General features: G+C 71.1%; 18 protein-coding genes. 10 read left to right on the forward strand and 8 right to left on the reverse strand.

What is annotated here, in order from left to right; genetic code table 11:
* Nucleotides 1–6: 6 nt before the first annotated feature.
* Complete coding sequence (locus BLW76_RS45210; protein WP_091318606.1) at nucleotides 7–762, reverse strand: GntR family transcriptional regulator; 756 nt, start codon at nucleotides 760–762, stop codon at nucleotides 7–9.
* A gap of 148 nt (nucleotides 763–910) precedes the next feature.
* Here BLW76_RS45210 and BLW76_RS45215 point away from each other — a divergent pair, with 148 nt between their 5' ends.
* Together BLW76_RS45215 and BLW76_RS45220 are read left to right on the forward strand one after the other, a co-directional pair.
* Entirely contained in the window at nucleotides 911–1,957 is a 1,047-nt protein-coding gene (locus tag BLW76_RS45215; RefSeq protein ID WP_091318608.1) for an SIS domain-containing protein, read from the forward strand.
* Complete coding sequence (locus BLW76_RS45220; RefSeq protein ID WP_091318609.1) at nucleotides 1,954–2,910, forward strand: N-acetylglucosamine kinase; 957 nt, start codon at nucleotides 1,954–1,956, stop codon at nucleotides 2,908–2,910. The genes BLW76_RS45215 and BLW76_RS45220 overlap by 4 nt, the downstream gene beginning before the upstream one ends.
* Nucleotides 2,911–3,019: 109 nt before the next feature.
* Here the strand turns inward: BLW76_RS45220 and BLW76_RS45225 are convergent, their stop codons facing one another.
* On the reverse strand, nucleotides 3,020–3,679 hold the full coding sequence (locus BLW76_RS45225) for a DUF3159 domain-containing protein (RefSeq protein ID WP_091318611.1): 660 nt from the start codon (nucleotides 3,677–3,679) through the stop codon (nucleotides 3,020–3,022).
* Nucleotides 3,680–3,953: 274 nt separating this feature from the next.
* On the opposite strand from BLW76_RS45225, the gene BLW76_RS45230 reads away from it, so the two are divergent.
* From BLW76_RS45230 to BLW76_RS45255, 6 genes are all read left to right on the forward strand, one after another.
* The gene (locus BLW76_RS45230; RefSeq protein ID WP_091318613.1) at nucleotides 3,954–4,769 is read left to right on the forward strand and encodes an SGNH/GDSL hydrolase family protein; all 816 of its coding nucleotides are present in this window, start codon (nucleotides 3,954–3,956) and stop codon (nucleotides 4,767–4,769) included.
* A 657-nt stretch (nucleotides 4,770–5,426) separates the two neighbouring features.
* A complete protein-coding gene (locus BLW76_RS45235; RefSeq protein ID WP_244170623.1) occupies nucleotides 5,427–6,149 on the forward strand; it encodes an OmpA family protein in 723 nt (240 codons plus the stop codon).
* Nucleotides 6,150–6,163: 14 nt separating this feature from the next.
* Complete coding sequence (locus BLW76_RS45240) at nucleotides 6,164–6,559, forward strand: hypothetical protein (RefSeq protein WP_091318614.1); 396 nt, start codon at nucleotides 6,164–6,166, stop codon at nucleotides 6,557–6,559.
* Between the two features lie 57 nt (nucleotides 6,560–6,616).
* Complete coding sequence (locus BLW76_RS45245; RefSeq protein WP_091318616.1) at nucleotides 6,617–7,093, forward strand: DUF6932 family protein; 477 nt, start codon at nucleotides 6,617–6,619, stop codon at nucleotides 7,091–7,093.
* Nucleotides 7,090–7,971 (forward strand): hypothetical protein, encoded by an 882-nt coding sequence (locus BLW76_RS45250; RefSeq protein ID WP_086852001.1) that lies wholly within the window; start codon nucleotides 7,090–7,092, stop codon nucleotides 7,969–7,971. The genes BLW76_RS45245 and BLW76_RS45250 overlap by 4 nt, the downstream gene beginning before the upstream one ends.
* Before the next feature lie 250 nt (nucleotides 7,972–8,221).
* Entirely contained in the window at nucleotides 8,222–8,887 is a 666-nt protein-coding gene (locus tag BLW76_RS45255) for a hypothetical protein (protein ID WP_091318618.1), read from the forward strand.
* A 304-nt stretch (nucleotides 8,888–9,191) separates the two neighbouring features.
* Here the strand turns inward: BLW76_RS45255 and BLW76_RS45260 are convergent, their stop codons facing one another.
* From BLW76_RS45260 to BLW76_RS45285, 6 genes are all read right to left on the reverse strand, one after another.
* Nucleotides 9,192–11,954 carry an AfsR/SARP family transcriptional regulator gene (locus BLW76_RS45260; RefSeq protein ID WP_091318620.1) on the reverse strand — a complete coding sequence of 921 codons (2,763 nt, stop codon included), beginning with the start codon at nucleotides 11,952–11,954 and terminating at the stop codon, nucleotides 9,192–9,194.
* Nucleotides 11,955–12,512: 558 nt separating this feature from the next.
* Nucleotides 12,513–13,415 (reverse strand): ectoine hydroxylase, encoded by a 903-nt coding sequence (gene thpD / locus BLW76_RS45265; RefSeq protein ID WP_091318622.1) that lies wholly within the window; start codon nucleotides 13,413–13,415, stop codon nucleotides 12,513–12,515.
* A 25-nt stretch (nucleotides 13,416–13,440) separates the two neighbouring features.
* Complete coding sequence (locus tag BLW76_RS45270; protein ID WP_091318623.1) at nucleotides 13,441–13,833, reverse strand: ectoine synthase; 393 nt, start codon at nucleotides 13,831–13,833, stop codon at nucleotides 13,441–13,443.
* Nucleotides 13,834–13,845: 12 nt separating this feature from the next.
* On the reverse strand, nucleotides 13,846–15,099 hold the full coding sequence (gene ectB / locus BLW76_RS45275) for a diaminobutyrate--2-oxoglutarate transaminase (RefSeq protein WP_091318625.1): 1,254 nt from the start codon (nucleotides 15,097–15,099) through the stop codon (nucleotides 13,846–13,848).
* Between the two features lie 15 nt (nucleotides 15,100–15,114).
* Complete coding sequence (gene ectA, locus BLW76_RS45280; RefSeq protein WP_341866554.1) at nucleotides 15,115–15,642, reverse strand: diaminobutyrate acetyltransferase; 528 nt, start codon at nucleotides 15,640–15,642, stop codon at nucleotides 15,115–15,117.
* Between the two features lie 206 nt (nucleotides 15,643–15,848).
* A complete protein-coding gene (locus BLW76_RS45285) occupies nucleotides 15,849–18,887 on the reverse strand; it encodes a patatin-like protein (RefSeq protein WP_091318626.1) in 3,039 nt (1,012 codons plus the stop codon).
* Nucleotides 18,888–19,058: 171 nt separating this feature from the next.
* On the opposite strand from BLW76_RS45285, the gene BLW76_RS45290 reads away from it, so the two are divergent.
* Entirely contained in the window at nucleotides 19,059–19,262 is a 204-nt protein-coding gene (locus tag BLW76_RS45290; protein WP_279627728.1) for a winged helix-turn-helix transcriptional regulator, read from the forward strand.
* A 60-nt stretch (nucleotides 19,263–19,322) separates the two neighbouring features.
* Nucleotides 19,323–20,519, forward strand: coding sequence for a hypothetical protein (locus BLW76_RS48245; protein ID WP_143060804.1), 1,197 nt, complete (start codon nucleotides 19,323–19,325; stop codon nucleotides 20,517–20,519).
* Nucleotide 20,520 lies beyond the last annotated feature (1 nt).

The raw sequence follows: 20,520 nt of genomic DNA on the forward strand, positions 1-20,520 counted from the left end.
GCACGCTTACGGCAGCAGCGTCGTCACGAACTTGTAGCGGTCGCCGCGGTAGACCGAGCGGGCGAACTCGACCGGCTTGCCGTCCGTGGCGAACGAGTGGCGGGTCAGCATCAGCACCGGCATGCCGACGTCCGCGCCGAGCATTTCCGCTTCCTGCGGCCCGGCGAGCGACGTCTCGATCGTCTCTTCCGCGCGTTCGAGTTCGACGCCGTAGTGCTCGCGTAGAACGGCGTACAACGACCCGCCGGCCGAGACGTGCTTGCGCAGCCCGCGGAATCGGCCGAGCGGCAGGTGCGTCGTCTCCAGCGCCATCGGCTGCGAGTCCGCCAGTCGAAGCCGTCGAAGGCGAAGGATTTTCGCGCCGGTCCGGATTCCGAGCAGCTTCGCGAGGTCGCCCTCGACCGGCAGCTCCTCGACTTCCAACAGTTTCGACGACGGCTTCAGGCCTTGCTTGCGCATGTCCTCGGTGTAGGACGACAGCTGCAGCCGCTGCGCGAGCTTCGGCTCGGCCGCGAACGTGCCTTTGCCCTGCACACGGTGCAGGCGGCCCTCGGCGGTCAGGTCGGCCAGCGCTTGGCGCACGGTGGTGCGGGAGACCGTGAACTCCCCGGCGAGCGCGCGTTCGGTCGGGATCGGCGACCCCGGCGGCAGCACGTCCAGGAGATCGAGCAGGTGCTGCTTCAACGCCCAGTACTTGGGCTCGCGCTGCCCGCGCATCCCGGCGACGGCGCCCGCCTCGCCCGTGGTGGTGGTCTCCAACATGCCCGGCTCCCTATGTCTTCCCTCATCGCACGCCACGTCCCCGTAAGAAACGTACCCTTTTCCCCAAACGCGCCGCCCCTATAACATTGGTCTAGACCTGACCGACGCCGCCTGAGTCCGGTACATAATGCCGGAGGTGGAGAGGAAAATGATGACCGAACAACGGCCCGGCGCGCACATGGCCGCGGAGATCGCCCAGCAGCCGGACGTCCTGGCCGGACTGGTGGCGCGTCAGGCGGAAATCGCGGAAGTGGCGGAAAAGATCTCACAACGCCCCCCGCGGTTCGCTTTGCTCGCGGCGCGTGGATCGAGCGACCACGCAGCGTTGTACGCGAAGTACCTGATCGAGGTACTGCTCGGCCTTCCGGCCGGTTTGGTTTCCCCGTCCACGGCGACGCTGTACGGCGCGCGGCCCGACCTGCGGGACGTGCTGTTCGTCACGGTCAGCCAGAGCGGCGGCTCGCCCGACCTGATCGAGGTCACCGAAACGGCGCGGCGCCAGGGCGCGCTGACGGTGTCGGTCACCAACACGCCGGACTCGCCGCTGCGGGCGGCGTCGGAGCTCGGCGTCGACATCGGCGCCGGCGTCGAGAAGGCGGTCGCGGCCACCAAGACGTACTCCGCGACGCTGATGGCGCTGTACCTGCTGATCGACGCGGTGCGCGGCGGCAAGGCGGCCGACGCCGAGAAGATCGGCGAGCTGGCCCAGCAGACGCTCGACGGCGCCGACGAGGGCGTGCAGCGCGCGGTCGACCGGTACCGCTTCGTGGACCGGGTCCTCACCACCGGCCGCGGCTACTCCTACGCCAGCGCGCTCGAAGGTTCGCTCAAGCTCGCCGAGACCAGCTACCTGGCCGCCCGCGCGTACAGCGGCGCGGACCTGCTGCACGGCCCGGTGGCGGCGGTGGACGGCGAGACCGCCGTCCTCGCGGTGACCAGCGCCGGGCACGGCGGCCGCGCGATGCACGAGGTCCTCGAAGCCGTCGGCAAGCGCGGCGCGGACGTCCTCGCGGTCGGCTCGGCCGCCGCCGAGGTGCCCGCGGCGCTGCGCATCGACGTCGCCCCGACGGTCGAGGAGCTGGCGCCGATCCTGGAGATCCTGCCGATCCAGCGGATCGCGCTCGGGCTGTCGCTGGCCCGCGGCGGCGACCCGGACAGCCCGCGCGGCCTGCTGAAGGTGACCAAGACGAGGTGAGCTTCGCGATCGGCGTCGACGCCGGCGGCACGTCGACCAGGGCCGCACTGGTCGACGCCGCCGGCACGGTGCTGGGCACCGGGCGCGGCGAAGGCGCCAACCCGAACGCGCACGCACCCGAGGTCGCCGCGGGCCGGATCGCGGACGCGATCACCGCGGCGCTCGGCGACCGCGACCCCACCGCCGTGCGGGCGTGCGTCGTCGGTATGGCCGGGGTCAGCAAGCTGAGCGACCCGGGCGTGGCGGCGGTCTTCGACGCGGCGTGGACGCGAATCGGCTTCACGTGTGCGGTGCGGACCGTCGCCGACGCCGAGGTGGCGTACGCGTCGGCGACGGCGGCCCCGGACGGCACGGTCGTCGTCGCCGGAACCGGTTCGATCGTGGGCCGGATCCGGGGCCGCCGGCTCGCCGGCACGACCGGCGGCTACGGCTGGCTGCTGGGCGACGAGGGATCGGCGTTCTGGCTCGGCCGCGAAGCCGTCCGCTCCACTTTGGAGGCACTCGGCCGCGGCCGGCCGCTCGACGGGCTTCCATCGGCGGTGCTCGCCGCGGCGCTCGGACTGTCCGGTTTGGACGTCCGCGACGCGGGCGAGCGGCTCGCCGCGTCCCGGGCGTTGATCACCGCGGCCAACGCCGAGGCGCCGGTCCGGCTCGCCCGGTTCGCCCCGTTGGTGAGCATCGCCCACGACGCGGGCGAGCCGGCGGCCCGGGAGATCGTCGACCGGGCGGCCGGCCATCTCGTGGAGAACGCCCTCGCGGCGCGCGACCCCGGTGAGTCGACTCCTGTGGTGCTCGTCGGCTCGGTGCTCACCGGAGCGAGCCCGGTCGGCGGGCTGGTGCGCCGCCGTCTGGCCGGTCTCGAGGTGCTGACCAGCTCCGATGGGGTGCTCGGGGCGGCCTGGCTGGCCGCCGTGGCCGCCTTCGGCGAGGCGACACCGCGGCCCCGGGCGTAAGGATATTGAGCAAAACGCGGCGCAAAGACGCGAAAACGTCGACTGAACCCGGGTAGTCCGGGTACCGTAGGCAGTGGCCCCCGGACCCTCCCCCTCGCCGGGGGCCGCCTTATGCCCCGGGTACGTCGTCCGACCGGGTTTCCGGCGCCAGGCGCAGGCCGGGGTGCTCCGGCGGCAACGCCCGGTAGAGCACCCAGCCACTGACCGCGACGGTGAGCGCGACGAGCGGCCACGAAAGCACCGTGCGGGCCACGCCGAGCGCGATCACCTGGCCGGCCCACCACAGCAGGCCGTAGACGACCACGCGCAGCGTGTACTGGAGCACCCACACCCAGCTGGCCCGCGAGTAGGCCTTGAGCAGCACTTCGTCGCGGCGCCAGCGCGTCTTCTGCCCCAGCAGCAGGCCGACGACGACGCCGAGCAGCGGCCAGCGCACGACGATGCTGGCCGCCCACAGCAGCGCGCTGGCCACATTGGACATCAGCTGCAGCAGGAAGAAGTCCTGGGCGCGGCCGGTGTGCAGGGCGATCAGCGCGGCCGCGATGACGGCGGCCAGGCTGACGACGAGCGCGCGCACCTTGCCACCCCGCGCGATCCGGTAGCCCCCGACCGCGACGGCGACCACCACGGCGGCGACGGCGCCCTGGGCGACGGACTGACCGGCCGCGAGCCAGCCGGTGACGAAACCGACGGGCGGGATGCTGGCGTCGAGCGCGCCCCGGCGGCCACCGAGGATCTGCGCGAGCGACTCACGGGGTTCTCCGGACACGTGTCCAGCCTGCCGGATCCGGTCCGGGACGCCCCGGGCAGGGAGATTTTCGCCACATCGGGTGCCGGATATGCCTTCGAGTGTGCTGTTTCACGGCATGCGGGAGGTGAAGACCACGTAATAGAGAGGCGGGGAAGGCCGACAAGATAAGACACTGTTACCGCAGGCTGAACGCCCGGGGGTGAGCGGGTTTGCGGCCGATGGTTAGTTGAGGGTGTACAACTACATGTCGGGGTGTCGCAGGAGTCGTCGCAGGATGGGAAGGGGACCCAACGTGTACGGATTCGACAGCTACGTAGCCCTCGGTGACAGCTTCACCGAGGGACTCAACGACGACCTGCCGGACGGCTCCTTCCGGGGCTGGGCGGACCGGCTCGCGGAGGTGCTGGCGGCCGGCCGCAGTGACTTCCGGTACGCCAACCTGGCCCTGCGGGGCAAGATGCTCGACGAGATCCTGGACGAGCAGCTGCCGATCGCCCTGGAGCTCAAGCCCGACCTGGTGACGCTGTGCGCGGGCGGCAACGACATCATCGTCCCGGGGGCGGACGTGGACGCGGTGACGGAGCGCCTGGAGGAGGGCGTGGCGAAGCTGCGCGAGGCGGGCATCCCGGTGCTGATGTTCAACGGCCCGGACACGAAGGTGCTGTCGGTGATGTCGGTGCTGCGCGGCAAGGTGGCGATCTACAACACGAACCTGTGGGCGATAGCGGAGCGCCACGGAGCCCGCATGGTCGACCTCTGGACAATGGGACCGTTGCACGACCGCCGCGCCTGGAGCGACGACCGGCTCCACTTTTCCCCGGAGGGCCACCGCAGGATCGCCCTGAGGGCGGCGGAGGTGCTGGGAATCCCCCTGGAGTCGGATTGGCGCGAGCCCTGGCCCCTGGAGGACCACCCCAGCCGCTGGCTCGACTCGCGGCGGTCGGACTTGACGTGGACGAAGGTGCACCTGCTGCCGTGGATCCGGAGGCAACTGCGGGGCGAGTCGATGGGGGACGGGTTGTCGCCCAAGCGGCCACAGCTGGCGCCGCTGGTGCCGTTGGATGTGCTTGATGTGACGGAGGGTGCTCGGCAGCAGCAGGCGAGCTGATTTTCTTGGGGAGCTGCTTTTGGCGGGGTTGCCGGGGCGGGGGTGTCGGGTTGCCGGGGCTTTTGGCGGGTTGCCGGGGTGGGCTTTCGTTGCTGCTGCGGGCTCGGGCTGAGCTCGGGCCGGGCTTTTCGGCGCGGCCGCGGGCCCGGCTGAGCTGGCTTGGGTTGGGCTTCGGCGCGGTCGCCGCTGCCTGCCCTCGTCGGCGCGGCAGCGGGGCCGCCTGAGCTGGCTTCGGCTGAACTTTCGGCGCGGCCGCCGGCTCGAGGTCGGGCTCGGCTTGCACGGCCGCCGGTCGGGGCTCGGGTCGAGTTCTCGGTGCTGCCGCGGGTCGGCCGGGCTGGGCTTCAGCGCAACTGCGGAGCCGGCATCGCGGCCGCAGATCGGCCGAGCTGGCCCTTCAGCGCAACTGCGGAGCCGCCATTGCGGCCACCGGTCGGGGGAAAACTGGGCTTTCCGCGCGCCCAAAACCGCCCCGGACCTGGCCCACCCTCCCTGGGGGAACCACCCGTCTCCACCCTACCGCCCACCCCCGACAGAAAGTGCCCAACCGATCACGAACCCCCGAGTTGTCCACATGTCGACTCGCCTGGGGACAACTTGTGGACTACCACCCGGATTCAGGTCGCCAACCCGCCACACCCGGCTTACAGTCCCCTTATGCGTCAGCGCTGGATCCTCGTGGTCCCGGTTGCGGTGCTGGTCACAGCGCTGCTCGCGGGGGTCGCCACCTGGACTCGGTCCGGCTCCATCGAACGCGACCTCGCCGGCCGGGCCCAGGCCGCGCTCTTCCAGGCCGGCCTGCCCACCGGGGACGTGCGCTTCGACGGCCGGGACGCCACCCTCAGCGGCTTCCCGCCCGGTCAAGCGCTGCGGGCCCTCGAAATCGTGCAAAACGTCGACGGCGTCCGCGCCGCCAAGATCACCGGTGATGTCATCCCCGTGGCACCGAGCCCCACCTCCACCCCCAGCACGCCGACGACCACGAGCCCGCCCCCGACCACCAGCACCACCGCTCCGCCGCCCACCGACAAGGCCGGCGTGCAGGCCGAGATCGACCGGATGCTGACCGAGTCGCCCATTGCCTTCGAGCCCGACACCGCGAACCTCACCCCCGAAGGCGAACAGGCCGCGCGCAGCGTCGCCATCGCCCTCGCCAAGGCGCCCGCCGGCTTCCGGTTCCGGGTCACCGGGCACGTCGCGCGGGGGCCGGGCGGGGAAAGCGCCGCGCTGAAGCTCTCCCGGGACCGCGCGCGGGCCGTCGCGCGGATCCTCACCGCCAACGGGCTGGCGGCCAAGCGCGTGACGTACCGGGGGCTGGGCGACACCCGGCCGGCCACCGGCGGCGAAGAAGACCGCCGTGTCGAGATCACGGTCGTTTGAGGGGTGATGAGCTGATGTTCTGGCTGTTCGGGCAGATCTGGCTGTGGCTGATCGTCGCCTTCGGCCTGGGCGCGCTGACCTCGTGGCTCGTGCTGCGCGCCACCCAGCGGCCCAAGGCCGAGCCCGCGCCCGCGGAAGAACCCGAAGAAGCCCTGTACGAGCCACCGCCGCCGCTCTCGACCGAGCAGACGCAGTTCATCCCCGCCGCCTGGGCGCAGCACGCCCCGGAAAGGCATGCCGAGCCCCACGACGACGCGGACGACGAAGAAGCCGGCCACCGCGAAGGGCACCTGCCGCTACCGCCGCAGCGCGGGACGGACGCCGAGGACTGGCCCACCGAAGAAGAGCCCGCCTGGCCGCAGGCCGAAGAGGCCCCGCAGTGGCCGCACCAGCCTGGGCGCGGTGGCTGACACCCATCCTGGTAAGTTCGGCTACGCACTGTGAGCGAGGCCTGAGGAGGGGGTGGAGTGGCTCTCCCCCATTGGACGTCGCAGCAGGTCCTGCCGCCGGGCCGGCACGCCGGTGACCTCGCCGACGTCTACGAACGCCTGGTGTTCGACGCCCCGCACCAGAACGAACGCGAGATCCTGTTCAGCGCGCTCAACAGCTACCTCGGCGTCGCCCGGCGGATCATCCCGTCCGGCCGCGCCTGGATCGGCGGCGAGCTCATCACCCGGACCGCCCACCCGCCGCGCGGCCTCGACGTCGTCCTCATCCCGGACGAGTGGGGCGCGCTCAAGCGGCTCGACGACGCCGGCCGGTCGGCGCTCTACGGCCTGCTCACCCTGCGCGGCGTGATCGTCGGGCAGCCGGCGATGTACCTCGACCAGGTGCAGCCGGTCGGCGGGATGCTGGACGGCTTCCTGTGCCGCCCCGGCGACGAAGACGTGTGGGCCGAGGTCTGGGCCGAAGGCGGCAGGGGCTACCCGGAGATGATCTGGTGAGGAACGAGTTCCGGCGCATCGCCGACGAGATCCCCGGCGGCACGTGGCTCGACGACCTGGCCCGCGCCTCGGCGATGGCGGCCAACGCCAAGTTCGAGCGGACGTCCCGCTCGCCGCTGCTGCACGTCTCGGTGATCGGCGAGCAGACCATCGACGCCTACACCTTCTCCGACATCAGCCGCGCCCTGCAGGACGCGACGGCGAAGATCGGGCACATCATCCGGAACCCCTCCGGCGAGGTCACCCAGGTCCAGCAGACCGACCGCGACAAGGCGCCGCTGATCCAGCGCGGCCAGGCGGGCAACGCGATCTTCTTCGGCTTCCCGGAGCCGCTGGCCGACGACGCCCTGATCGTCGACGGCATCGAGACGCTGTCCGAGCGCGCGGTCAAGGAGCTCTGCGACTTCCTGCCGGCGAACGGCTCGGACGACGGCGCGCTCGACGCCGTGCTGCTGCAGCGCGACACCGTCCGCAACGCGGTGAGCGACATCGTCAACGCCGTCGCGAAGAACGCCGGCATCGGGATGGCGCTGACGCCGACCGCGGGTGAGCAGGTCACCCGCAGCATGACCACCGAGCAGGCGCGGATCCTGCAGGGCAGCCTCCGCGAGTCCCGCGAGGAGGTCGGCTACGAGACGGTGCGCGGGCGGCTCGACGGCGTCCGCACCCGGCGGCGCATCTTCTACCTCGACCGCGAGTCGGGCGGCACGATCCAGGGCGCGGTGGCCCCTGACCTGCTCGACCAGATCAAGGAGAACCTCGACCGCCCGGTGACGGCCCGGCTGCGCGTCGTGCGCACGACGACGATCGACGGCCGCCGCGGGCGGCCCGTCTTCGAACTCCTCGAAATCACACCGGAAGTGAGCCTTTTCGACTGAAAAGTCCGTTATGCGACTTTCGTCTTGAACGCTGGTACCGACGGTCGTCGTGGGCCGAACGGCCACGAAAACAGTGGGAACTCCGATATTCTTCCCATTGATCACCGGGCCACGTCATGCCCATCATGTCAGGAAATATCGATACCCGCCCACAAATGGTGGGACAATGACTTTTTCCGGAATGTAACAATTTCGTTCTGGGCCACACTTATGGGTTAACGTCGTCGCACTCCCACCCGAAGGGGTTCGCATGATGACCGACCCGCAGTACCCGCCGGCCACCGCGCGCCACGGCCGTCCCGCGCCGCCGGTGACGGCTACGGAGCGTCGTCAGGCCAACGCGAGGCCCGCGCGGAACATCCTGGCGATCGCCGGCCTGCTGCTCGGCGTGGCCGCGCTGGCCGTCACCTTCGTCCCGGACCTCGAGTTCGTCGCGTGGCCGCTGGGCGGGATCGGGCTCGTCCTGGCGATCGCCGGGCTGGTCAAGGTCAAGAAGGGTGCCGCGGGCGACCGCGGGCTGGCGATCACCGCCACCGCCGTCACGGCCGCCTCGCTGCTCACGTCGGCCGGGATGCTGCTGTACTCGACCTTCCTCGGCGGCGGCGAGTCCGGGCTGCACCTGCCCGCGGTGGCCGGCGACAAGCACACCGTGACCTTCCAGATCACCTCCGCCGGCGGCGCGACCGTGCGCTACGGCAGCCTCAACGACCAGCGCACCGAAAACGCGCCCGCGAGCACCGACGCGTGGGAGGGCCAGGCCTCCTACAACAACGGCTCCTACCTGCTGACGCTCACCGCGGACACCCGCAATGCGACGGTCAGCAACGAAATCAGCTGCGCCATTCTGGTCGACGGCAAGAAGGTCGCGGAAAACAGCGGCACGACGATCGCGCTCTGCACGGCGAACGTCGGCTGACACGCTCCGAGCGGACGCCGAACAGGCACCGGAAGCCGCCTGGCGACCGGCCGGCCTACCCCCACGTCGGCCGGCCGGGCCGCCACGAGCCGCTCCTGGCGGCTCCTGGCCCCACCGCGGTTTTCCGCTGCGGGGCCTGGCGCCGGCGTCTCAGCCTGCCCCTCCCCTAGGGCTCCACCGGCACCGCCGAACCTACGCGGACGGCGCCCGCGCCCACTAAGAATCCACTAAGGATTCAGCGCGCGGGCCCCGTCGTGACCCATTCGCAACGATATTCGCCGAACGGCGAAAGCGCCGGAAAGTGTCACTGCAGATCGGCGAGTTCGGTGCGGACCTCGCCGACGAGCTTCGGGTGCACGCGCTCGTAAATGCGCACCGACAACGCCAGTTGTTCCCGTGCCCCGTCGATGTCGCCACCGGCCCGCAGCACCCGGCCCAGCGTCAGCCGCAGGGTGCCTTCCCTGGCGAGGAACCCGCGGCTGATCGCCAGGTCGATCGCCTCCCAGACGTACCGCTCGGCCGCCTCGAGGTCGCCGGCCCGCAGGCTGAGCTCGGCCAGCTTGTCCAGCGAGACGACGACCTGGTCGTCGTCGCCCAGTTCGCGGTCGATCCGCAGGCCGGCCCGCTGGTGGGCGATCGCCTCGGCCGGCCGGCCCGCCCGTTTCGCCGCCTGCGCGCTGCTGCCGAGCGCCTGCCCGCGCAGGGCGACGTCCGGGGCGTTCGCGACCGCCGCGGCCAGCCGTTCGATGGCCTTCTCGTGGTCGCCGAGCCTGCTCAGCGCGCGCCCGAGGTGCAGGTCGACCGACGTGCGCAGCCGCCGGTCGGCCGACGCGGCGGACAGCTCCGCCGCCCGTTCGGCGTCGGCGAGCCCGAAGCCGGGCAGCTCGAACGTCAACGCGATCTCGCACCGCGCGAGCAGCAGCCAGCACTGCCCCTCGACAGCGCCCGCGGCTTGGGCGGCGGCGACGCCGAGGTCGGCCATCCGCGTCCACTCGTCCAGCAGCGGGCACGCGACGCGGTAGGTGTGCGCCAGCCTGGCCAGCCGCCAGACGTCGTCGTGGCGGCCCGCGGCGTACGCGGCGTCGAGGACCGCCAGGAGGTTCGGCCACTCGGCCGCGAACCAGTCCTGTGCCTCGGCGACGCCGGTGAGCGGCGGCATCGCGTCGGCGGCGAGGACGTGGGAGAAGTCGAGCGGGTCGGCGACGCGCCCCAGCAGGCGCCGCGCCCGGTCGGCGACCGCCTGGTAGTAGCGGACCATCCAGCCGAGCGCCTCCTCGCGCTCCTTCTCGCCGAGTTCCTGCTCCGCGAGTTCACGCAGGTACAGCCAGACGAGGTCGTGCGGCACGAAGACGTCGCGCTCGGTCTCGGCGATGAGGTTGTGCGCGGCCAGCGCGCGCAGCCGCCGCCGGGCCTCGGCCACCGGGATCTGCGCGGCCGCGGCCATCACGTGCGGCCCGACCAGCACGCCGGGCACCGCGCCGAGCTGCAGGAACGTCTCGGCGACTTCGCCGGGCAGGCCGCGGAAGGAGACGTCGAACGCCGCGCGGACGCTGTCGTCGGCGCCGTCGACCTGCAGGCCGGCGAGCCGGGTGCGTTCGTTGCCGAGTTCGTCGACCAGTTCCTCCGCGGTCCGCTGCGCGCTCGCCGAGAGCCGCGCGCCGGCGATCCGCAGGGCGAGGGGGAGGTAGCCGCAGAGCCGCGCGAGGGCGTGGTTGAGGCTCGCCGGACCGGCGAGCTCCTCGATGAGCCGCACGGCGTCGTCGGGGGCGAGCGTGCCCAGCACGCGCTGCTTGGCCGCGTTCGAGACGGCGAGCCCGTCGAGCCGCGAGCGGCTGGTCACCACCGTCATCGTCCGCGCGCTCGGCGGCAGCAGCGGGCGCACCTGCTCGGCGGTGCGGGCGTCGTCGAGCAGCACCAGCATCCGCCGCCCGGCGATCAGCGACCGGTAGAGGGCGACGCGTTCGTGCAGCAGCTCCGGGATCTTCGCGGTTTCGACGCCGAGGCCGAGCAGGAACTGGGTGAGCAGCTCGGCCGGCTCCAGCGGCGGGTGGTGCGGGTCGAACCCGCGCAGCGACGCGAACAGGACGCCGTCGGGGAACCGCGGCGCGACCCGGTGCGCCCACCACACGACCAGCGTGCTCTTGCCGACCCCGGCGGTGCCGGTGACGACGGCGATCGTCGTCTGCCCGGCTTCGGCCCTGGTCACCAGGCCGTCGAGCCAGTCGAGTTCGTCGGCGCGCCCGGCCAGGCTGGGCACCGCCGCGGGCAGCTGCGACGGCACACTCCCGGCACTTTCACGTAAAAGTGCCGGCCCCAGGTGGGCACTTTCACGTGAAAGTGCCGGGAGGTCGTCGTTGAGGACGCGTTCGTGCAGCCAGCGCAGCTCGGCGCCGGGCTCGACGCCGAGGGTGCGCAGCGTCGCGCGCGAGACGGTCCGGTACAGCTCGAGCGCGTCCCCGCGGCGCCCGGCGTGGTAGAGGGCCCGCATCAGCTGGCCGGCGGTGCGCTCGGCCAGCGGGTCGGCCCGGACGATCGGGCTGAGCTCGACGATCAGCTCCGCGTGCCGGCCGAGCTCGAGGTCGGCGTCGACGCGGGCGCCGTGCACGGCGCGGCGGAGGTCCTCCAGCTCGGGGGCCCGCAGGGAGTCGGGCACCCCGCCCAGCGCGGGTCCCTGCCAGAGCGCGAGCGCTTCGGCGAGCAGCGCGGCGGCGACCTCGGGCGTGGCCACCGACGCGCGGTCGAGCAGCGTGCGCGCCCGGTGGACGTCGATCCGGTCGGGCTCGACGTCCAGCCGGTAACCCGGCGGGGTGGTGAGGATGCGCGGGCCGTCGAGGTCGCGCAGGATCCGCCGGAGGTGGGAGACGTTGCCGTGGACGATGGTGCGGGCGGTCGCCGGCGGGTCGTGCCCCCAGAGCGCGTCGATGATCTCGTCGAGCCCGACGACCTTGCCGGGCCGCAGCGCCAGCAGCGCGAGCAGGCCGCGGACGCCGGGCCCGCCGATCGGGACGGGGTCGTCGCCGTGGAAGAGCTGGACGGGCCCGAGCAGCTGGAGACGGGTCGGGGCCATGCGCGCGCCCACCTCCCCGGGTCCACGGTGTCCCGGCGTCGCCCTCGCCGGAGAAGTCAACCTACCGTGGTCACCGGCGAGCGAATACCGCCCCACCGGGCCGGGACCAGGACAAATCGGGGGCGCTGCGGATTCCGCAGCGGGGGTCCGGCGGGCCTGCGATGTCATGAAAGAGTCGTTCAGTGCGTCCGATGTCAGGAAAGAGTCGTTCATGACGTCGGACCGGGCCGGACGTGACAGGACCCCGCACCACCGGTCCCGATCCGGTGGTGCGGGGTCCTGGAGAACTCCCGGCCGGGCCGCCAGGGGGCCGGTCCGCCCGTCCGCCACCGAGGGCAACCGGGCAGGTGAGCTCACCCCGAGCGAAGTACCCGCCGCCGGCCGTCCGCGAAGACGTGTTGCGCGGGCCACACACCCGCACGGTGGCGACACCGTAACAGGCCGCAGCGGGCCGGTCACCGGCGGGTCGGATCATGTCCGGAATAGCCTTTTCCGACACGGAAAGCCCGGAGCCCCGCCGCGCGCCTCCCGCGCGGCGGAACCCCGGGCCCGCGAACGTCAGCGCGTGATCGGCGTCGAATCCCGGCCCGCGATGAACGCCGGCCGCGGGGTGCTCGCCGCGAACGGCTCCTGCAGGGCGTTCTCCACGCTGTTGAACACCAGGAAGATGTTCGAGCGCGGGTACGGCGTGATGTTGTTCCCCGAGCCGTGCATGATGTTCGAGTCGAACCACAGCGCCGAGCCCGCCTGGCCGGTGAACTGGTCGATGCCGTGCTCGGCCGCCATCTTCGTGATGTCGTCCTCGCTCGGCACGCCCACGCGCTGGTCCTTGAGCGAGCTCTTGTAGTTGTCGTCCGGCGTCTCGCCCGCGCACTGGACGAACGTCCGGTGCGAACCCGGCATGATCATCAGGCCGCCGTTGAACGGGTAGTTGTCGGTCAGCGCGATGGAGCAGCTGACCGCGCGCGGCGACGGCATGCCGTCCTCCGCGTGCCAGGTCTCGAAGTCCGAGTGCCAGTAGAACCCGGTGCCCTTGAAGCCGGGCATGTAGTTGACGCGGCTCTGGTGGATGTACACCTCGGAGCCGAGCAGCTGCCGGGCCCGGTCCAGCACGCGCGGGTCGCGCACCAGCTCGGCGATCAGCCCGGAGATCTCGTGGACGTCGAAGATCGACCGGACCTCACCGGTCTTCGCCTCGGCGATCACGCGCTCGTCGCGGGCCAGCTCCTTGTCGGAGGACAGCCGCACCAGCTCCTGCCAGTACGTCTGGACCTCCCCGACGGAAAGCATGTCCTCGACCACGGTGTAGCCCTTGGTCTCGTGGTTCGCCAGCGTGGCGGCGTCGATCGGGCCGTCGGCTTCGGTACCCCACACCGTGGGGTGCACGCGCGGCAGGTGGGCCGGCGTACCGGTGATCCGGGTCGGGTATCCGTCGTCGACCCGGGTGTCCGTCAGCGTCACGGGCTTCGCCTCCTGTTTCCTCGGCTCAGGATTCCTCGGTGATGAGCGGGTACACGCCGTTCTCGTCGTGCACCTCGCGACCGGTCACCGGGGGGTTGAACACGCACACGCACTTGATCTCGGTCTTCGGCCGGACCTGGTGCTTGTCGTGGTCGTTGAGCAGGTAGAGCGTGCCGGGCTTGAGCTCGTAGACCTTGCCGGTGGCCAAGTCCTCGATCTCGCCCTCACCGGAGGTGATGAACACCGCCTCGATGTGGTTGGCGTACCAGAAGTCGTTGACCGTCCCCGCGTAGAGCGTGGTCTCGTGCACCGAGAAGCCGACGCCCTCCTTGGCGAGGATGATCCGCTTGCTGCGCCAGTTCTCGGTCTTGATGTCGGCGTCGGTGTCGGTGATCTCGTCGAGCGTGCGGACGAGCACGGGCGAACTCCCTTACTTGGTCAGGACGGCCTTGACGGACTCGTCGATGATCGACAGGCCCTGCGTCAGCTCGTCGTCGGTCAGCGTCAGCGGCGGCAGCAGCTTCATGACTTCGCCGTCGGGGCCGGAGGTTTCCATCAGCAGGCCGCGCGCGAACGCTTCCGCGCAGACCCGGCCGGCCAGGTCGCCGCTGCCGAACTCGATGCCACGCGCGAGGCCGCGGCCCTTCGCGATCAGGTTCGCCTCGGGGTAGGCCTCGACGATGCCGCTGAACGCGCTCGCGATGCGCTCGCCCTTCGCCTTGGTCGACTTCTCGAGCGCGTCGTCGCTCCAGTAGACGTCGATCGCTTCCTTGGCGGTGACGAACGCCGGGCTGATCCCGCGGAAGGTGCCGTTGTGCTCGCCCGGCTCCCAGACGTCGAGCTCCGGCTTGATGAGCGTCAGCGCCATCGGGATGCCGTAGCCGCTGATGGACTTCGACAGGCAGACGATGTCCGGCGTGATCCCGGCGTCCTCGAAGGAGAAGAACGGGCCGGTGCGGCCGCAGCCCATCTGGACGTCGTCGAGGATCAGCAGGATGTTGTGGCGCTTGCAGAGGTCGTCGAGGCCCTTCAGCCACTCCAGGCGCGCGGCGTTGATGCCGCCCTCGCCCTGCACGCCCTCGACGATGACCGCGGCCGGCTCGTTGAGCCCGCTGCCGGAGTCTTCGAGGAGCTTCTCGAAGTAGAGGAAGTCCGGCATCGCGCCGTCGAAGTACTTGTCGTACGGCATCGGGGTGGCGTGCACCAGCGGGACGCCGGCGCCGCCGCGCTTCATCGAGTTGCCGGTGACCGACAGCGCGCCCAGCGTCATGCCGTGGAAGGCGTTGGTGAAGTTGATGACCGCTTCCTTGCCGGTCACCTTGCGCGCCAGCTTCAGCGCGGCCTCGACGGCGTTCGCGCCGCCCGGCCCGGGGAACACGACCTTGTAGCCGTACCCGCGCGGGTCGAGGACCTTGTCGCGGAAGGTCTGCAGGAAGTCGCGCTTGGCCACGGTGAACATGTCCAGGGCGTGGGTGACGCCGTCGCGCTGGATGTAGTCGATGAGGGCCTGCTTCAGCTGCGGGTTGTTGTGCCCGTAGTTCAGCGCGCCGGCCCCGGCGAAGAAGTCCAGATAGGGCTTCCCGCTCTCGTCGTGCAGCCAGCTGCCCTGGGCGCGGTCGAACACGACCGGCCAGCCGCGGCTGTAGCTGCGGACTTCGGATTCGAGCTCTTCGAAGATGCTCATGTGTTTCTTTCGCTCCTAAACGCCCGGATTCGTCGGCACTGTCAGCGGACCGATGCGGTAAAGCTCTTCCGGCAGGTGCCCGGCTTCGGGGAAATCCTCGCCGCCGAACAGCACACTGGTTTCCACCGCGGCGTTCCACCGCTTCGCGAACGACGTGAACAGCCGGATGGACGCCTCGTTGTCCGGGGTGATCGTGGTCTCGAGGTAACGCACGCCGTCGGCGACCAGCCGCGTGTAGAGCGCGTCGAGCAGCGCCCCGGCCAGGCCCTTTCCGCGCTGGGAGGCATCGACCGCGACCTGCCAGACCAGCGCCGAATCCGGTGCGTCCGGCCTGCGGTAGGCGATGACGAATCCGACCGCTCTGCCGTCCTCACGCGCGACCACCGATGTCTCGGCGAAATCGCGGCACCACAGCATGTATGCGTACGGCGAGTTGAGATCGAGCTTGGCGGAATCACGCGCGATTCGCCACAGCTCCGCGCCGTCCGACTTGGTCGGGGATTCGATCAAGTGCGTTACGGACATACTCAGGAAACGTAACAGAGAATTTTCCGCCTGCCAGCGACGCAGCTCACGACCCCCGCGATGACCTGCGGCGACGCGATGTACCCGGTGAGCAGTCACACAAACATGTTTGAAGTGGACGGTGCCGGGGCACACGCGCGCTCGGGACGCGGGCCCACGGCCCGCGACCTACCCGCACCATGAACCTTCCGGCCCGTGATCGCAAGGCGACGGGCCGGAAACGCTCAGTGCGAACTCGCCGCCCGGCTGCGCTCCGCCGTCTTCTTCCGGGGCGCGCGCCCGGCCACCGCGAGCACGACGCCCTTCGCCTCGCGAGTCCGGGCGCGGCGGTGGCCGAGCCGGCGCACGAGGCTGCTCACCGGGGTCGCGACAGCGGGCAGGATCAGCAGCCCGGAGACCACCAGCCACCACACCGCGCCCTCGCCGCGGCGCCAGCCGGCCACGACGTCACCGAGCCAGCCGAAGAACGGCCGGGCGAGCGGCGGCAGGAACGCCGCCAGCAGCAGGGCCGCCACGACCAGCGCCCCGAGCGCGACGAACAGCCAGCGCACCTTGTGGCCCGACGTGAGCAGCGCCGTCGCCAGGTAGACGGCCGCGCCCGCGAGGACGGGGAGGCCGACCCACTGCAGGATCCCGGCGCCGTTGTTGCCGATCACCAGCCCGGCCAGCAGCGCCAGCACGCCGGCCGCGAGCGAACCCGCGGTGCCGAGCCGGGACGCGCCCTGCGAGACCCTCGCCGTGCTCCTGGCGACCGTCCGCAGCAGGCCCGCGACGGTCCGCGGCCAGCCGCCGGGCAGCCGGAACGCGACCGTCCCGGCGTTGACCGTGGCCGCGCCGAGCGCGACGAGCGTCCTGGTCAGCCGCGCGGTGCCCTGCTCGCCGGCGAACTTCTCGTCCGAGACCCGGCAGGCCTGGAACCGGGCCTGTGCGGCGTCGACGGCGACGGGCGGCAGCTCCTCGGCCAGCGCCTCGCCGATGTCCGTGCGGTCGTCGGCGTCGTAGTGCGCCGCGAGGGTGACGACCGGCAGTTCCTCCGCGGCGATCTCGGCCTGCCGCGCCCGGGCCAGCACCATGGCCGTCACCGGCATGCTGACCGGGCGTTCGGCGTCCGGCTTGTCCACCGGGCCGAGATCGGCGTCGAGGCCGAGGAAGGCGAGTTCGGCCGTCAGCTGGTCGCGCAGCTGTTCGGCCTCGTCCGGCGTGCAGCGGTCGCGCTCGTCCGGCGTGCGCCAGCCGGGCTTGAGCGAGGCGACGAGCTCGTCGCGGAACCGGTCCCGCCCGACGATGTCCCGCAGCGTTGCGAGGCGGACCGGGTCGAGCAGGCACTGGACCAGCCAGCCGGCGCCGTCGATCCGGCCCCACATCCAGTCGCTGGCCCGCCACGACGCCTTGTAGAAGGCGCCGAAGTAGCTCGCCTGCATGCCGGTCAGCTTGTCCCACGACCGGCGGCGCGTCATGTCGAGCAGCGTCCGCGAGTCGGCGCTGACCTGCACGAGGTCGACCCGCTGGTCGACCGACGGCGCCTGCGCGAGCAGGCCGCGCGTCGCCACGTGCAGGGTGAGCAGCCGTGCCTGGAGGACGTCGTCGCCGCTCGCGCCGTCCGGCCCCAGGGCCAGCCAGTCGAGCAGCGTGGTGACGGCTTCCGCCTTCTCCGGCGCGGCTTCGGCCAGCGTCCGCAACACCGGTGCCGCGGACCGCAGCCCCTCGACCAGCAGCGGCCACGCGTCGGCGACGGCGGCCGTCTTGGCCGGCTCGACCCACTCCCGGGCGAGTGCCCCGATCCACGTCTCCAGCGAGCGGCCGCCGGGCCCGGCGTGCTCGGTGACCCACTGTCCCAGCCGCTTGCCCCGGCCGGCGGTCTTGCGGGCCTGGTGCAGCTTTTCGCGCGCGGCGTTGAGTTCCTGCGCCCGCGTGGCGTCGCCCTGCAGGCGGAAGCCGGCGTTGATCAGCTGCAGGCCGATCGCGACGGCGTCGTCGAGCGCGGTCGTCCGGTAGGCGACCAGGTCGGCGACCGGCACGCGCGCGGCGGGCGGCGTGGCCGGGATGTCACCGCGGAGACCCGCCACGGCGATGTCCCGCAGCCGCCGCGACAGGCCGGACGCCCACTGGGTGCCGGGTTCGGCCAGCGCGTACCGGCGCGCGGCGACCCGCACCAGCTCGGCGGCGTCCTCGGCGGTCCGGCGCTCGCGGTACGCGGCGGCGATCCGGGCGTCGACCAGGTGTTCCGGCCCGCCGCGCAGGCCCAGCGCGGCCAGCGAGACGCGGGTGTCGCGCGCGCGGAGCACGGCGTCGTTGTGCCGGGTCAGGTCGTCCAGCTCGGCGCTGATCGACTGGCTCATCACGGTGTTGACGACCTTGGCCATCGCGTTCGACAGCAGCGGCGGGTCCGCCGGATCGCAGCCGACGGCGTCGGTTTCGCCTTCCCCGGTCGGCACGACGTAGAGCAGCAGCCGCCGGACGTCGGCGTGCGAGCTCCGCTCGAAGATCTCGCGCAGCGCGGGCCGCAGCGGCTTGTTGAGCAGCACGCCGCCGTCGGTCAGCCAGTGCGAGCGGGTCAGTTCGGTGTACGGGGTCATGTCGGGGTGCAGCCGGTCGGCGCCGCCGGCGCCGATCGGCATCCGCGACAGCTCGAACGCGCCGGGGAAGGACGCGGTGGAGCGGGCCGCCAGCGCGAGCGGCCCCTCCACTCCGACGGTCCACAGTGGACCACAGAACCGGAAGAGCATCCGGTGTTCGGTGTCCCGCACCAGGTTCCCGAGCGCGTCGTCGAACCGGGTGGTCTCCCCGTCGATCATGGTGCCGGTGAGCAGCACGGTGACGTCGGGCTCGTCCTTCGGCGGAGTCCCGTCCGCGGTGATCTGCCGCAGCGCTTTCTCGACGTCGCCGAGCAGCACGCGGTCACCGTCGAGCACCGACCGCGGCTGCGCTTCCTTGGCGTCGCGGACGAGGTTTTCCAGCGAGCCGGTCGAGATCCAGGTGTTCCGCAGGACCTGCGGCGTCGACCGGAAGGCTTCGGCCAGCCCAAGGCAGGCGGCGTTGATCCCGCCGGCACTGGTCCCGGTGAGGACGTCGATCGAGACGCTCGCGCGGAGGAGGTCGAGCAGCTTCCGGTAGAGCCCGGGCGGCGTCTCCCGGCGTGACTCCCGCAGCAGCTGCGACGTCTCGGTGGCGACCCCACCCATCCAGATGGCCAGGCTGGCCCCGCCGACCATGGTCATCGCGAGGCGGATTTCCTGCTGCCACGGTTCCGCTGTCCCGTCCATGGGATGCTCCCGTCTTCCGACGCAGAGTAGAGGCGGGACGGGCCGGCCTGGATACGTCCGCGGGTACGGCCGTTCGGGTGGTCTTGTTCGCCCGCTCAGCCGCCCGTGGTGACGACCACCTTGCCGAACTGCTCGACGTGCATGGTCAGGTCGAACGCGTTGAACACGCGCATGTCGGCGCGTACCACAGCGGGAACGGCGGAGCGGAACAGCCTGGTGAGGCGGAAGGTCTACCCGGGGGTCCCACCGCGCGTCGAGTACACGATGCCCCCGCACGCGGCGGAGCTGGACGAGCCACTGCACGCCCTGTCGGCGTGGGCGGCGAAGCACCGGTCGAAGGTCGCCGAGGCGCGGCAGGTGTTCGACTTCGCCTAACCGGCGATACAGTCGACCTATCTCGCCCAACAGTGATCCCTGCTGGACTACATTCTGCAGATGCCTACCGCGGACCTGCGGGTCTTTCGCTGCACCACTGGCTACAACGCAGCCGGCGAACTCATCGTCGATCAAGTCGAAGTAGATGACCTGACGTCAATGTCGATCTGGGTGCCCGAACTCCTGGAGGTCAACGCGCTCGCTGCACCTCTCGGCCGCCCCTTGGCGTATCGAGTCAAGCAACACGAGTTGAACCTCGTGCTCAGTTTCCTCGACACCCCTCGCTTCGGAATGGTCACCGCGCGGCGAGACGACCTGAAATCAGCTGCGCGGCACATCAGTGCTTTTGTCGTCGAGTCGGTCGGAATGGGCATGCTGACCGCGACCATGCGAGACTTCTACCAATGGACGGGTGATCACGATCACCTTGAGCACTTCGATGCCTTGCCGAAGGACCTCTTGCCCGCGTACCAGAAGGTTGGCGTTCGCCCGGACTTGCTCTTTCGCGATCCAGCAGGAGCCGAGAAGGGCGTGGCCGGCGAGGCCCGCGGACGGTCGACGCGACCATCGCCGCTCCTTAAGCCACTGGCAGCGCAACGAAAGCGGCTCGACAAGATTCTCGGATGGTCACAGCGCCACACCTATCACCCCGTGACGATGGCCTGGACTTACCTCGGCGGAACGGGCCTGAGCGTTGACTTATTCGACGTCGTGTTCCCACCGCCGGCGCAACGACGGCCCGCGCCATCGCCGCCACCTATTCAACCCGAACCACCCGTTTCGGGGAATGGGCCGACGCGCCCAGAACAGCCACCCGGTCCTTCCGATGTCCACGAGTCAGGACTGGGTGTCGAGCAACCCGATATCAGTCGCCCATCTGAACAACGGAGGATTCGCGCGGTTGCGGACGACTACGACTCCGGAATGAGCCTGTCAGTCAACTTCACTGGCACTGTCGACAACCTCTACGAAACAGCACCCGCCGGAGGCCCGGAGCAGGTGCTGGACGGCGCCCAGGTCCGAGGGGATTGGGTTTCGGCAGACTTGCTGGGAGCGTCGACGACACAGCTTTTCCTCGGAGTTCTCCCCGAAGAGCCCTCTACCACGTTGCAACAGCGAATACGGGAGCGCCGGACCGATCCGGAAAGGTCCGCTGATCGCGTCCAGGCCGACGTCTTCGGTCGTCTGATCGTCGCGGTGTCGCTCGACAGCGACTCTCCGCCGCGCTGGGAGGAAGTTGCCGACCGCCTCAGCTGAC

Source organism: Amycolatopsis tolypomycina (assembly GCF_900105945.1).
GTDB lineage: Bacteria > Actinomycetota > Actinomycetes > Mycobacteriales > Pseudonocardiaceae > Amycolatopsis > Amycolatopsis tolypomycina.